The sequence below is a fragment of the Sinorhizobium arboris LMG 14919 genome, assembly GCF_000427465.1.
Classification (GTDB): domain Bacteria; phylum Pseudomonadota; class Alphaproteobacteria; order Rhizobiales; family Rhizobiaceae; genus Sinorhizobium; species Sinorhizobium arboris.
On sequence record NZ_ATYB01000014.1, the window covers coordinates 1,282,265 to 1,294,596 of the forward strand.

At 60.9% G+C, this 12,332-nt stretch carries 15 protein-coding genes; 9 read left to right on the forward strand and 6 right to left on the reverse strand.

Features of this window, described 5'->3' with window-relative positions:
• The first annotated feature begins 146 nt into the window (after nt 1-146).
• The 7 genes from cysE (at nt 147) to SINAR_RS0117400 (ending at nt 6,254) form a co-directional block, all read left to right on the forward strand.
• The gene (gene cysE, locus SINAR_RS0117370) at nt 147-974 is read left to right on the forward strand and encodes a serine O-acetyltransferase (RefSeq protein ID WP_018097775.1); all 828 of its coding nucleotides are present in this window, start codon (nt 147-149) and stop codon (nt 972-974) included.
• Nucleotides 975-1,150: 176 nt separating this feature from the next.
• Nucleotides 1,151-1,354 (forward strand): DUF3126 family protein, encoded by a 204-nt coding sequence (locus tag SINAR_RS0117375; RefSeq protein ID WP_003535016.1) that lies wholly within the window; start codon nt 1,151-1,153, stop codon nt 1,352-1,354.
• Nucleotides 1,355-1,594: 240 nt separating this feature from the next.
• Nucleotides 1,595-1,948, forward strand: coding sequence for a phasin PhaP2 (phaP2, locus tag SINAR_RS0117380; protein ID WP_028000262.1), 354 nt, complete (start codon nt 1,595-1,597; stop codon nt 1,946-1,948).
• 272 nt (nt 1,949-2,220) lie between these two features.
• Entirely contained in the window at nt 2,221-2,574 is a 354-nt protein-coding gene (gene clpS / locus SINAR_RS0117385; RefSeq protein ID WP_028000263.1) for an ATP-dependent Clp protease adapter ClpS, read from the forward strand.
• Between the two features lie 9 nt (nt 2,575-2,583).
• Nucleotides 2,584-5,094: an ATP-dependent Clp protease ATP-binding subunit ClpA gene (clpA, locus tag SINAR_RS0117390; protein WP_028000264.1), complete on the forward strand. Its 2,511-nt coding sequence runs from the start codon at nt 2,584-2,586 to the stop codon at nt 5,092-5,094.
• Between the two features lie 72 nt (nt 5,095-5,166).
• Nucleotides 5,167-5,913, forward strand: coding sequence for an AzlC family ABC transporter permease (locus SINAR_RS0117395; protein ID WP_028000265.1), 747 nt, complete (start codon nt 5,167-5,169; stop codon nt 5,911-5,913).
• Between the two features lie 5 nt (nt 5,914-5,918).
• Nucleotides 5,919-6,254: an AzlD domain-containing protein gene (locus SINAR_RS0117400; protein ID WP_084617487.1), complete on the forward strand. Its 336-nt coding sequence runs from the start codon at nt 5,919-5,921 to the stop codon at nt 6,252-6,254.
• A gap of 35 nt (nt 6,255-6,289) precedes the next feature.
• Here SINAR_RS0117400 and SINAR_RS1000000137200 read toward each other — a convergent pair whose 3' ends face one another.
• From SINAR_RS1000000137200 to SINAR_RS0117425, 5 genes are all read right to left on the reverse strand, one after another.
• The gene (locus tag SINAR_RS1000000137200; protein ID WP_158500199.1) at nt 6,290-6,430 is read right to left on the reverse strand and encodes a hypothetical protein; all 141 of its coding nucleotides are present in this window, start codon (nt 6,428-6,430) and stop codon (nt 6,290-6,292) included.
• Nucleotides 6,431-6,584: 154 nt separating this feature from the next.
• Nucleotides 6,585-7,004, reverse strand: coding sequence for an HIT family protein (locus tag SINAR_RS0117410; protein ID WP_028000266.1), 420 nt, complete (start codon nt 7,002-7,004; stop codon nt 6,585-6,587).
• A 47-nt stretch (nt 7,005-7,051) separates the two neighbouring features.
• The gene (locus tag SINAR_RS0117415) at nt 7,052-8,239 is read right to left on the reverse strand and encodes a GNAT family N-acetyltransferase (RefSeq protein WP_028000267.1); all 1,188 of its coding nucleotides are present in this window, start codon (nt 8,237-8,239) and stop codon (nt 7,052-7,054) included.
• A 4-nt stretch (nt 8,240-8,243) separates the two neighbouring features.
• The gene (locus SINAR_RS0117420; RefSeq protein ID WP_028000268.1) at nt 8,244-8,969 is read right to left on the reverse strand and encodes a glycerophosphodiester phosphodiesterase; all 726 of its coding nucleotides are present in this window, start codon (nt 8,967-8,969) and stop codon (nt 8,244-8,246) included.
• Nucleotides 8,970-8,982: 13 nt separating this feature from the next.
• Nucleotides 8,983-9,447, reverse strand: a complete 465-nt coding sequence (locus SINAR_RS0117425; RefSeq protein WP_028000269.1) for a RidA family protein — start codon at nt 9,445-9,447, stop codon at nt 8,983-8,985.
• A gap of 141 nt (nt 9,448-9,588) precedes the next feature.
• Between SINAR_RS0117425 and SINAR_RS0117430 the strand changes: the two genes are divergently transcribed.
• Nucleotides 9,589-10,407 (forward strand): cell envelope integrity EipB family protein, encoded by an 819-nt coding sequence (locus SINAR_RS0117430; RefSeq protein WP_028000270.1) that lies wholly within the window; start codon nt 9,589-9,591, stop codon nt 10,405-10,407.
• A gap of 129 nt (nt 10,408-10,536) precedes the next feature.
• Here SINAR_RS0117430 and SINAR_RS0117435 read toward each other — a convergent pair whose 3' ends face one another.
• Nucleotides 10,537-10,776 carry a hypothetical protein gene (locus SINAR_RS0117435; protein WP_028000271.1) on the reverse strand — a complete coding sequence of 80 codons (240 nt, stop codon included), beginning with the start codon at nt 10,774-10,776 and terminating at the stop codon, nt 10,537-10,539.
• A 435-nt stretch (nt 10,777-11,211) separates the two neighbouring features.
• Here SINAR_RS0117435 and SINAR_RS0117440 point away from each other — a divergent pair, with 435 nt between their 5' ends.
• Nucleotides 11,212-12,327 carry an ROK family transcriptional regulator gene (locus SINAR_RS0117440; RefSeq protein ID WP_028000272.1) on the forward strand — a complete coding sequence of 372 codons (1,116 nt, stop codon included), beginning with the start codon at nt 11,212-11,214 and terminating at the stop codon, nt 12,325-12,327.
• The last annotated feature ends 5 nt before the right edge of the window (nt 12,328-12,332 follow it).

The window sequence follows — 12,332 nt, forward strand, 5'->3', positions numbered from 1 at the left end:
TCGCGATGCCACCAGGAGGTGAAATCCCGGTCAGGCCATTTATGTCGGGGGGGAATTGGCCTATATATGCTCGAACAACGACCCGTCCTATGACCGACAAGCCAAAGACGACCCTGCTGAGGGACCACCCGGGAAGGAGAGCGACCATGGTCGCCAAGACAGAACTTCGTCACACGGAATCGCTCGAGGCGATCGATCCGATCTGGGACAGCCTGCGTGAAGAGGCGCGTCTGGCTGCCGAGCGCGACCCCATGCTGGCGGCCTTTCTCTATTCGACGGTTGTCAATCAGCATTCCCTCGAAGATTGCGTCATCTACCGGATCTGCGAGCGGCTGGACCATCCCGATCTTCAGGCAAGCCTTCTGCACCAGACCTTTGCCGAAATGCTCGAGGACTGGCCCGAATGGGGCGCCGTCCTGCGCGTCGACATCCAGGCGGTTTACGACCGCGATCCGGCCTGCACGCGTTTCATGGAGCCCGTGCTTTACTTCAAGGGCTTCCATGCCATACAGACGCACCGTCTGGCTCACTGGCTGTGGAACCGAGGCAGGAGAGACTTTGCGCTCTATCTCCAGAGCCGCTCCTCCAGCGTCTTTCAGACTGATATCAATCCGGCCGCCCGCATCGGGCGCGGCATCTTCCTCGATCATGCGACGGGGCTTGTGGTCGGCGAAACCGCCGTCATTGGCGACAATGTTTCGATCCTGCATGGCGTGACGCTTGGCGGCACCGGCAAAGAGGGCAGCGACCGCCATCCGAAGATCGGCAACGGCGTGCTGATCGGCGCGGGCGCCAAGATTCTCGGAAATATCCATATTGGCCATTGCTCGCGCGTGGCCGCCGGTTCCGTCGTGCTGAAAGCGGTTCCTCCAAAATCGACGGTCGCCGGGGTGCCGGCGAAGGTCGTCGGCGAAGCCGGCTGTTCCGAGCCGTCGCGTCAAATGGATCAGATTCTGGCGTCGTTCGACATCTGACCCAGGTGCCCGATAGGCGCTTGTACCGGTGTGGCCGCAGGAAAAATTAGTGCAGCAATTCAAGATATTGCGAGCACTTGCTCGCCCCTCGGCAACGCTTGGCGCTCTGATGGGTTTACACTTGGCAATGGCCCGTGCAACAAGCGCGGCAAATCAATCGGCTACGGAGATTAGTTTTGAAGCCCGAAGAAATCCGCAAGCTTGAGGCCTATCTTAAGCGCACGTTCAACCAGTCCATGGTCGTCAAGGCTCGCCCGAAGAAGGACGAATCCGCTGAAGTCTATCTTGGCGACGAATTTCTCGGTGTCGTTTTCCGGGACGAAGAGGACGGCGAGCTCTCCTATAATTTCTCGATGGCGATCCTCGATATCGATCTCTAAGAGCGGCTCGATCCGGTCCAAAATCACAGACCTTGCAAAACCCGGCCTGAGCTGAGCAATCAGGTCGGGTCTTCTGTCTTTAAAATCGTACTTTTCGGAACATTCTTCGAAAAGCCATCTGGTGTTCATCAAGTCATTGCAAGAACTGTGTTTTATTGCAGTGCACACTGAACTTGACTTTTTGTGCAGTGCACATAGACTAAACACGTTCCTAGCCGAGCCGTCACAAGGAGACACCCGATGTTTAACTTCGACGATGCGAACAAGAAGAGCAAGGAAGCCCTCGACGTGGCCGTGAAGAGCTACTCCGCCATGACCAGAGGCTTCCAGGCTATCGCGACCGAAGCAGCCGACTATTCGAAGAAATCCTTCGAGGACGGCGTTGCCCATCTCGAAAAGCTTACCAGTGCGAAAAGCCTTGAAGCAGCGTTCGAGCTTCAGACGAACTATCTGAAGGCAAGCTACGAGAGTTTCTTCAACGAGGCGACGAAGATCGGCGAAATGTATGCCGACCTCGCCAAGGACGCTTACAAGCCGTACGAGGCACCGGTCGCCAAGGCGACCGCTGCGGTCAAAACGGCGGCCGCCGCCTGAGGGGTCAACTCATCGCCATTGCAGAAAAGGCCGGTCGCGGATGCCGCGGCCGGCCTTCGTCTATTCGTGCGCTGCGGTTCATTGATCCGGCCGCAACGCGTGAAAGTTGCCGCCGCCGCCGAAGAAATTTGATCAATCTTGTGTTTCGCAGTGCGAATATGATTGCAGTGCGTGGGTTCGGTCTTAAAATCCGAGAACGAACCATTAGATAAAGGCAAGCACGTCGTGGCCGAATGCGAATGGATCCGCGGCTGTTATAGGAATGAACAAGAATGATCGCCATGCCGGTCCGGATGCAGCAGGGAAGCGAAGGAGACGGAGGCGGCCCCAGTCGTGGCACGTCCGTCATCACCCGCACCAAGCCGAAGACCAAGAAGCCGAGTTTGTACCGCGTCCTGCTGTTGAACGACGATTACACGCCGATGGAATTCGTCATTCACATCCTTGAGCGCTTCTTCCAGAAGAACCGCGAAGAGGCGACCCGCATAATGCTACATGTCCACAACCACGGCGTTGGAGAATGCGGCGTCTTTACCTACGAGGTCGCCGAAACCAAGGTGACGCAGGTGATGGATTTCGCCAGGCAGCATCAACATCCGTTGCAATGCGTCATGGAAAAGAAATGAGGATCTAACGTGCCAACATTTTCGCCCAGCCTCGAAAAGGCGCTGCATCAGGCACTGACTTTTGCCAACGAGCGCCATCACGAATATGCGACGCTCGAGCACCTGCTGCTGGCATTGATCGACGATGCCGATGCGGCGGCTGTGATGGGCGCGTGCAATGTCAATCTCGATACGCTTCGCAAGACCGTGACCGATTATGTCGACAACGAATTGTCGAATCTCGTCACCGGTTACGACGAGGATTCCAAGCCGACGGCCGGCTTTCAGCGCGTGATCCAGCGTGCCGTCATCCATGTCCAGTCTTCGGGCCGCGAGGAGGTGACGGGCGCCAACGTGCTCGTGGCGATCTTCGCCGAGCGCGAAAGCCATGCTGCCTACTTCCTCCAGGAGCAGGAGATGACGCGTTATGACGCAGTCAATTTCATCTCGCACGGCATAGGCAAGCGACCGGGCAGCTCCGAGGCGCGGCCGGTGCGCGGCGCGGAAGATCAGGACTCCGAACAGAAGGCGTCCCGCGAGAGCGAGGAGGCCGGCCCGAAGAAGCAGCAGGATGCGCTCACGGCCTATTGCGTGAACCTCAATGAAAAGGCCAAGTCCGGCAAGATCGATCCGTTGATCGGGCGTCATGCCGAAGTCAACCGCACGATCCAGGTGCTTTGCCGCAGGTCCAAGAACAACCCGCTTTATGTGGGCGACCCGGGTGTGGGAAAGACGGCGATCGCCGAAGGTCTCGCCAAACGCATCATCGAGAAGAAGGTGCCGGAGGCGCTGCAGGACGCCACGATCTTCGCGCTCGACATGGGAACGCTGCTGGCCGGTACGCGCTACCGCGGCGACTTCGAGGAGCGCCTGAAGCAGGTGGTCAAGGAACTCGAAGACTATCCCGGTGCGGTGCTGTTCATCGATGAAATCCATACGGTCATCGGTGCCGGTGCCACGTCGGGCGGCGCCATGGACGCGTCGAACCTGTTGAAGCCTGCGCTTTCGTCCGGCGCAATCCGCTGCATCGGCTCGACGACCTACAAGGAGTACCGCCAGTTCTTCGAAAAGGACCGGGCTCTGGTTCGCCGTTTCCAGAAGATCGACGTCAACGAGCCGACGATCGCGGATACGATCGAGATCATGAAGGGCCTGAAGCCCTATTTCGAGGACTACCATCAGCTGAAATATACCAACGATGCCATCAAGGCGGCGGTAGAGCTTTCGGCGCGCTACATCAACGACCGTAAGCTGCCGGACAAGGCGATCGATGTCATCGACGAGTCCGGTGCCGCGCAAATGCTTGTGCCCGTCAGCAAACGCCGCAAGCTGATCACCGAAAAGGAGATCGAGGCGACCATCGCAACGATGGCGCGCATCCCGCCCAAGACGGTATCGAAGGACGACGAGGCGGTGCTCGCCAATCTGGAGCAGGAGCTGCGGTCCGTCGTTTACGGCCAGGATCTGGCGATCGAGGCGCTCGCCTCGTCGATCAAGCTGGCGCGCGCAGGCCTTCGCGAGCCCAACAAGCCGATCGGCTGCTACGTCTTCTCGGGCCCGACCGGCGTCGGCAAGACGGAAGTGGCAAAGCAACTCGCCACCTCGCTCGGCGTCGAGCTGCTGCGCTTCGACATGTCGGAATATATGGAACGCCACACGGTTTCCCGCCTGATCGGCGCGCCTCCCGGTTATGTCGGCTTCGACCAGGGCGGGCTCCTGACCGATGGCGTCGACCAGCATCCGCATAGCGTGCTGCTCCTCGACGAAATCGAAAAGGCGCATCCGGATCTCTTCAATATCCTCCTGCAGGTCATGGACCACGGTTCACTGACCGACCATAACGGCAAGAAGATCGATTTCCGGAACGTCATCCTGATCATGACGACCAATGCCGGCGCGTCCGATATGGCTCGGGCGGCGATCGGCTTCGGTTCCTCCAAGCGAACCGGCGAGGACGTGGAGGCGCTCAATCGCCTCTTCACGCCGGAGTTCCGCAACCGGCTGGATGCGGTCATTCCGTTCAACTCGCTGCCGACCCCGGTCATCCATAAGGTCGTGCAGAAGTTCGTCATGCAGCTCGAAACGCAGCTTGCAGAACGCAACGTCACCTTCGACCTTGCGCCCGATGCGATCGCCTGGCTTGCCGAGAGGGGCTATGACGAGAAGATGGGTGCGCGGCCGTTGGCACGCGTCATCCAGGAAAACATCAAGAAGCCGTTGGCGGACGAGATACTCTTCGGCAAGCTCAAGAAGGGCGGCGTCGTCAAGGTTACGATCGGTACGAAGGAAGACGGTGCGAAGGGGCTTATGCTCGAAGCAGTGCCGGAAACCGCTCCGATCAAGCCCAAGGCCGAGGTCTCGCGCCCGGCCGGCAAGGCGAAACCCAGGAAGGCAGGCGAAAAGGAGAGCGTAACCGCCGCCGGAGAGGGAGCAAAAGCCAAGTCGAAGAAGACGACGGCCAAGTCTTCCAACAGGGGCGGCAGCTCCGACGCGGCGCCCCTCAGGGGCCGGACGGTTCCGAAGGTGCCGCGCAAGAAATAGCGCGGTCGCGACTGGACATGACGGTGCCGGGTGAGTTACCCGGCACTTTCTTGTGAGCCTGGAGCATAGCGCGTGGATTCCACAAGCCGTATCGAAGAGGAACGATCGTCGCTGGCATGGTTTCTGGCGGGCGCGCGCGGGATTTTCAGCCTTCCGGCCATCATCCTCATGCTCTCCTTCGTGGGCTTCTGCTCGCTGACGGTTCAGGCCGGAATTCCGCCGGCGCAGGTCGTCTTCATGACCGGCATCGTCTGGGCCTTGCCGGCAAAGGTCATTCTGGTGAGCTCGATCCTCAGCGGCGCCAGTCTCGCGACGGCGTTCCTGGCGGTCACCCTTTCGTCGGTACGCCTGATGCCGATGGTCGCCGCCCTCGTCCCCGAGCTGCGGACGCCGAAGACGCCGACATGGCTGCTTCTCGTCCTTTCGCATTTCATCGCCATCACCGCCTGGGTCTTCGCGATGGAGCGCGTGCATGCGGTTCCGCGCCGGCACCGCACCACCTTCTTCGCCGGCTTCGGTATCACCCTGGTCGCCGCGAACATGGCGCTGGTCGGGGTCGTCTATCGCCTTGTCGCCGATTTCCCGCCGATCGTCGCCGGCTGTCTCTTTTTTCTGACGCCGGTCTATTTCCTCGCCTCGATCTGGACTTCCGCGCGCCATCCGGTCGTCTACGCGGCCCTCGCCATCGGGCTCGTCGCAGGGCCGCTCTGCTACTGGATCGCACCCGAATTCGACATCCTGCTCGCCGGCCTTGGCGGCGGAACGCTGGCCTGGGCGGGCGAGCGCCTCTGGCGTTCGCGGCGGGAGAAGAGCGCGTGAGCTGGATGGACGGATGGTGGGCCTACGCGTTCATCGCGATTGCCGGCTGGCTCGCGACCGATATCTGGCGATGGCTGGGGGTACTCGCCGGCAATCGGCTGCGCGACGATTCGGAGGCGCTGAACTGGGTGAGGGCCGTGGCGACGGCACTGGTCGCAGCGGTCATCGCAAAGCTCATCCTTTACCCGACCGGAGTTCTTGCGCAGTCGCCGCTGTGGCTTCGGCTGGGCTCCGTCGTGCTGGGGGCGATCGCGTTTTTCGCCGCCCGCCAGAAACCCGCCGTCGGCATTGCAACGGCAATCGCCGCCCTTGCCGCTGGCCTTTGGTGGCTGAGGTTTTGAGAAACTTAAAGCGTCGATATGGAAAACTGCCATAACTAACTGACTTTCAATACGTTTTTGATGTTCTTGGAGGTCTGATCGGTTTTGTCGGCGCGCAGGGCGGTGCGGACAAGGTTGTCGGGCGTGCCGGCCAAGGAAACGTATCGGATCGGGAACTGCAGTTTCTTCTCTTCCATCTCTCTGTGCTTGCCTGAGATGAGAGCAGCGCCGCATCTGCGGCGCGGGAAGAGTTCTTTCAGCCCAAAGGCTTGGTCTGGCTGGATCCCTTTGACGAGCACAGGGTGAGGAAATCAAACAAGCCGCGGCGGGAATCCCCAATCTCAACAGGCCTTAAAGCGCCCTGCGGATCTTCTCCGCGTTTGCGGCCAGCACCTCGCCATCTTCCATCTTGCCGGAATGCGGCTTCAGCGGAACCCCCTCCCGACGGGGGACGACGTGGAAGTGGAGGTGGAAGACGGATTGTCCGGCCGGTGCCTCGTTGAATTGCATGATGGTGACGCCGTCGGCGTCGAAAGCGGCCTTGGCGGCGACGGCGATCTTCTGGACGGTGGTGATCAAGGCGGGCAGGGTGGCGACATCCGCATCGAGAATGTTGCGGGATGATGCCTTCGGCAGCACCAGAACGTGGCCTTCCGCCTGCGGCATCACATCCATGAATGCAACCGTGGCTTCGTCCTCGTAGACGCGATGCGAAGGAATCTCGCCGCGCAATATCTTGGCGAAGATATTGTTCGTGTCATAGGTGCTCATGTCGTTTCCTCTTGCTTGGCGCGCGACGGGCGAAGCCTTCGCGGCTTTCAATTTTCCTGACGCTCACCTTTGCGGAAAGGCCCGTGCTCCGCAAGAAACTCGCCGGTTTCTTCCACATCCCGTCGCTCCCGTTCCAGATAATCGGCAACAGCGCGTGCGAGCCCCGGATGACTGATGAAATGGGCGGAATGGGTCGTCACCGGCATGTAGCCCCGTGCAAGCTTGTGCTCGCCCTGCGCGCCGGCTTCGACGCGCTTCAATCCCTTCGCGATCGCGTAATCGATCGCCTGATGGTAACAGACTTCGAAATGCAGGAAGGGGTGGTCCTCGACGCAGCCCCAGTGCCGGCCATACAGCGCATCGCCGCCGATGAAATTGATGGCGCCCGCGATGTAGCGCCCGCCGCGTTTGGCCATGACCAGCAATATGTCGTCGGCCATGCGCTCGCCGATAAGCGAATAGAAGGCGCGGGTCAGATAGGGGCGGCCCCATTTGCGTCCGCCGGTGTCCATGTAGAAGGCGAAGAACTGGTCCCAGATCTCTTCCGTCAGGTCGCTGCCGGTCAGCCAGTCGATGGTTATGCCGTTCTCGACGGCCGCGCGGCGCTCTCGCTTCAGCGCCTTGCGCTTTCGCGAGGCGAGCGTGGCGAGGAAGTCATCATGCGATCCATAGCCCTGATTGATGAAATGGAACTGCTGATCCATCCGGTGCAGGAAACCCGCCTGCTCCAATGCCGCCATCTCGTCCGCCGGGACGAAGGTCACGTGGGCCGAGGAGAGGCCGTGGCGGCGCGTGAGTTCCTTGAGACCGGCCGCGAGCGCATTGCGAACCGTTTGCCGGTCGCTTCCCTCGGCCGCAAGCAGCCGCGGCCCAGTTGCCGGGGTGAAGGGAACGGAACATTGCAGCTTCGGATAGTAGCGGCCGCCGGCACGCTCGAAGGCATCCGCCCATCCATGGTCGAAGACATACTCGCCCTGACTGTGGTTCTTGACGTAGCAGGCAAGCGCTCCGCGCAGGAATCCGTCCGCGTCCTCCATCAGAAGATGCTGTCCGAGCCAGCCCGTTTCCGCCGTTGCCGATCCGGATTCTTCCAGTGCCGAAAGATAGGCGTGGGAGATGAAGGGGTTGTAGGGCGTGCCGGCATGTCCCTTCGAGGCGCCGGCAAGCCTGCCCCAGCTCGCCGGCGATATCGACGTGAACGAATGCTCTATGCGGATAGTGATCGCGTCTGTCATGCGCTTAGGAAATCATGGTCTCCCGCGGATCGAAACCCTCGAAGGTCATTTGGTCGGCATTGGCGAATGTGTGCTCCAGCGCCCGTCTGTCGCGTACCGTCCAGGTAATAAGCACGCGGCCGAGTGCACGCTCCTTTTCCGTGAAGGGGTTTGGAATATGGCCGTAGTAGTACGAAATGAAATCGAGCCCGAGATGCATGGCCTCCTCGTGCACGAAGAAGGTCTCCGGATTGGAGCCTTCGGCAGTCAGACCGAGGGGGTAGGGCGCGTTCAGTTCCTTCAGGTCTCTGAGCAGCCAATGGTCGAAGCTCATCAGCGCGACGTGTCCCTCATAGCCTTCCAGCGTCTCGAGCACGGCCGCGGCAAAGCCCTCGTCGTCGCCCTTCCGCCCCTTGAGTTCGATGATCAGCGGGACCCGGCCGGCGACGAGGCGCAGCATCTGCTCGAGCGTCGGCACCTTGTCCCCGGTGCCGCCGATGGATAAGAGCCCGAGCTCGGCGGACGTTTTCGCCCGCACGTCGCCTTTGATCCCGCAGAGGCGCTGCAGCTCGTGGTCGTGGAAAACCACCGGAACGCTGTCGGCCGCGAATTGAAGATCGCATTCGATCGCGAAGCCGGCTTCGGCCGCGCGGGCGAAGGCCGAGAGCGTGTTCTCCCAGACATCGCGGTTCATGTCATGGAAGCCGCGATGGGCGATCGGCTGGGCCTTGAGCCAGGAAAGATCCTTCATCGGACGTCCCTGATCATGCGATTTCGATCACGGCGTCGATCTCGACGGCCGCGTTGAAGGGAAGGGAAGCCATGCCGACAGCGGCGCGAGCGTGCTTGCCCGCTTCGCCGAGCGCATTGGCAAGCAGGTTCGAGGCGCCGTTGATCACCAGGTGCTGTTCGACGAAATCCGGCGTGGAAGCGACGAAGCCATTGATCTTGACGAGGCGGCGGATACGGCCGAGATCGCCAAGAGCCGCCTTGGCCTGGGCCAGGATGTTGATCGCGCAGAGTTCGGCGGCTCTTTGCGCGCCGGCGACGTCGACATCCTTGCCGACATGGCCGGTTACGGCGACCTTGCCGTCTTCCATCGGCAACTGCCCGGAAATGTAGAGCATCGACCCGGAGACGACGTAAGGCACGTAGTTCGCGACAGGCGCAACTGCCTGCGGAAGGACGATGCCGAGTTCGGTGAGGCGGGTTTCGATCTCTGCGGACATGGAAAGGCTCCGTTGTTGTCTTTTGTGCTAAAATCCGGCATGCAAGGCAGCTCGTGACAGGCGTGGACCAGAACCGATCTGCCTTGTTTCTGCCGAAAGCTTGTTTATCGCATTGGCGGTGAGTCCAACAGGAGGAAACGGATGTTTCGTAGAGGCTTCGGTCTTGTCACTCTGGGAAGCGTCTGTGTCGTCGTCATGACGGCGGGTGCCGCACAGGCCACAGCGCTCGTTCCCCATCGCGCCGTCTACGATCTGGAGCTGAAGGACGCCTCCGAGCGGTCCGGCATCTCCGACATGTATGGCCGGATGGTCTATGAGTTCAACGGCTCCCCCTGCGAAGGCTATACGGTCAGCTTCCGCTTCGTCACCCAGGTCGATACGGGTGAAGAGGTTCGCGTCACCGATCAGCAGACCACCACCTACGAGGACATGAAGAACGGCAATTTCCGCTTCCTCACACGGTCCTTCACGGACGAGAAGCTGGACAAGGAGGTGCGCGGAAGCGCGCATGACGAGAAATCCGGCGTCAAGGTCGAACTGACCGCGCCCGACAAGCGCGAAGTGGCCCTTGCGGCGAGCCGTTTTCCGACCGAACACATGCTGGAAGTGATCGAGCGCGCGAAAAAGGGAGAGACGTTTTTCGAGGCGCGCATCTTCGATGGTTCCGATTCGGGCGACAAGACGCTGATCACCTCGACCTTCGTGGGCAAGCCGCGCAAGCCCGCTCCTGACGACGCGGATGTCGGCAAGGCCGGAAAGCTTGCGGGCGAGAACTACTGGCCGGTGACGATCACCTATTTCAACGACGAAGCAAACGGCGACGCGCTGCCCGTCTACCGCATGGCGTTCAAGCTCTACGAGAACGGCGTGACGCGGGATCTCACCATGGACTACGGGGACTTCGTCCTGAGCGGAAAACTCGCCAAGCTCGAGGTCTTCAACACCGAAGAGTGCAAGTAGACGAGCGACGCTGCGAACCGGGGCGGTGCCTTGGGTCGGCGTCATTCGTGGGCGGATGGTGGATGACGCCGGCTAACATTGCGGCTCGAACTCGGCCGGCGTGAGCGGGTGATCCGGCCCGTCGCAGGTTCAGGAGTTGATGTGCAGGGGATGCTCTTTCTGTTGGCGCTCGAATTGTACCGAACCCTTTTCGATCACGAATATCTTATAGCTTTCGAAAATGCCATATCCGTGCAGGACGCCGCGTGAGCCTTCACCCACGCCGACGATCAATTCCCCCGAGAACCAATCGGCCGGAATCGGGAACTTCGTTGCGCCGGCTGCCTTAAGTATCAGGGCCTTGGCCTCATCCGACGCCTCCGCATACATTCCTTCGTCCGGAACCACGAAGCCCCATAAGTGGAGCTTTCCGTCATCTATGCTCCACGACGCCACATAGCCGCGCCAGCAACCGTGCTCCCCCACCGCGATAGCTTTGCCCTATCGATGGAATGTGCCGCCAATAACGGCTCTAACGCGCAGGTGATAGCGCTGAATTCGATATCTCCGGCGCGGAGGCTATCATTCGATTGCCTTGTCATCGTGAGCCTCCCAGCGTTTTCCCAAGCAGTCCTTAGCCAAGCAGTACTTGGCCCAAGACAGGCAAGAAGCGGCTATCTTGCATTGGGTGCGACCAGACTCGCAAGTCTCAGGAGGTCTGCAGTCAACCAGGACCGGCGTTCACACAGGCAGCGATCCGCGGTTTGACAGCTCCACACTTATTTTCTAAAGTTGAGAAAATAATGCGGAAGGGACGAGAACAGGGTGGGTTTGCATCACGGCCAGGTCCTGCGCATTCTGCGCGACGAGGGGCCCAATTCGAGAGCTGTCCTCGCGCGCCGGAGCAAGTTGTCCGCGACAACACTCACTCATGTCACGGCGCAGCTTCTCGCCGACGGTTCTGTCGTCGAGGAGGAGCCGGCCGGCAGCAGCGGGCTTGGCCGCCCCGGCATGGCAATCCGACTCTTGCCCGATGCTCATCACGTTGCCGGTGTGCATATCGGCGCGGGGCTCGTGCAGATAGCGATCACAAATCTCCTTGGCTCGCCAAAGGCCGCAGCTTCATTCGAATTCGGTCTTCCGAACACATCGCCGGAAGCCTTGACCACCCGGATCGCCGACGAAATCGACAGGCTGAAGGTCGTCGGCGGCTTCGACCGTCTGCTCGGCGTCGGAGCAGGAGTGCCGGGACCCGTCGATGCCGGCCAGCGCACCATCCTGGCCTCGATCAATACCGGCTGGCGCAATCTGCCGCTGGCCGGCATGCTGGAGCGGCGAACGGGCCTGCCGGTGGTGCTGGAGCATAACGTGACGGCGATGGCTGTCGCGGAGGCGCGCTTCGGTCTCGGCCGCGATGTGCCGGCATTGCTTTACGTCTACCTGCGATCCGGTCTCGGGGCAGGGCTGGTGGTCGATGGCGTGCCGTTTCGGCCCGGCGGCCACGGTGCGGTCGAACTCGGCCACATCCAGATCTCGCAGGACGGGCCACAGTGCAGTTGCGGCAATCACGGTTGTCTCGAAAGCTATGTGAACGAGCGCGTTCTGATGCGCGCATTGGGGCTGGAAGGCTCTGCCCCGGCCGACCTTCTGATGCAGGTGGAGAACACGGACGCCTGGGAGCCGACGCTTTCGCGGCTGACCGACTCGCTCGCCATCGCCATCAGTCTGCTCACTCCCGATCTGATCGTCTTCGGCGGCCATCTCGCTGACGCGCCGGAGAGCCTGTTCGCGCATCTGCGGGAACATCTGCCGCCACGCGTCATGCCTCATATGCGCGATATCCTGCGGTTTGAGCGCACCAGCTTTGGCTCGCAGCCGGGCGCGATCGGCGGTGCGGCGGTCGCGCTCGACCATCTATTCTATTCTGGAGCCCGGCATTGAGCACT

What these genes read in the sequence shown, in the direction of transcription:
- cysE (WP_018097775.1), top strand. Translation starts at nt 147, where the DNA reads ATGGTCGCCAAGACAGAACTTCGTCACACGGAATCGCTCGAGGCGATC.
- phaP2 (WP_028000262.1), top strand. Translation starts at nt 1,595, where the DNA reads ATGTTTAACTTCGACGATGCGAACAAGAAGAGCAAGGAAGCCCTCGAC.
- clpS (WP_028000263.1), top strand. Translation starts at nt 2,221, where the DNA reads ATGATCGCCATGCCGGTCCGGATGCAGCAGGGAAGCGAAGGAGACGGA.
- SINAR_RS0117400 (WP_084617487.1), top strand. Translation starts at nt 5,919, where the DNA reads ATGGACGGATGGTGGGCCTACGCGTTCATCGCGATTGCCGGCTGGCTC.
- SINAR_RS1000000137200 (WP_158500199.1), bottom strand. Translation starts at nt 6,430, where the DNA reads ATGGAAGAGAAGAAACTGCAGTTCCCGATCCGATACGTTTCCTTGGCC.
- SINAR_RS0117410 (WP_028000266.1), bottom strand. Translation starts at nt 7,004, where the DNA reads ATGAGCACCTATGACACGAACAATATCTTCGCCAAGATATTGCGCGGC.
- SINAR_RS0117415 (WP_028000267.1), bottom strand. Translation starts at nt 8,239, where the DNA reads ATGACAGACGCGATCACTATCCGCATAGAGCATTCGTTCACGTCGATA.
- SINAR_RS0117420 (WP_028000268.1), bottom strand. Translation starts at nt 8,969, where the DNA reads ATGAAGGATCTTTCCTGGCTCAAGGCCCAGCCGATCGCCCATCGCGGC.
- SINAR_RS0117425 (WP_028000269.1), bottom strand. Translation starts at nt 9,447, where the DNA reads ATGTCCGCAGAGATCGAAACCCGCCTCACCGAACTCGGCATCGTCCTT.
- SINAR_RS0117430 (WP_028000270.1), top strand. Translation starts at nt 9,589, where the DNA reads ATGTTTCGTAGAGGCTTCGGTCTTGTCACTCTGGGAAGCGTCTGTGTC.
- SINAR_RS0117435 (WP_028000271.1), bottom strand. Translation starts at nt 10,776, where the DNA reads ATGTATGCGGAGGCGTCGGATGAGGCCAAGGCCCTGATACTTAAGGCA.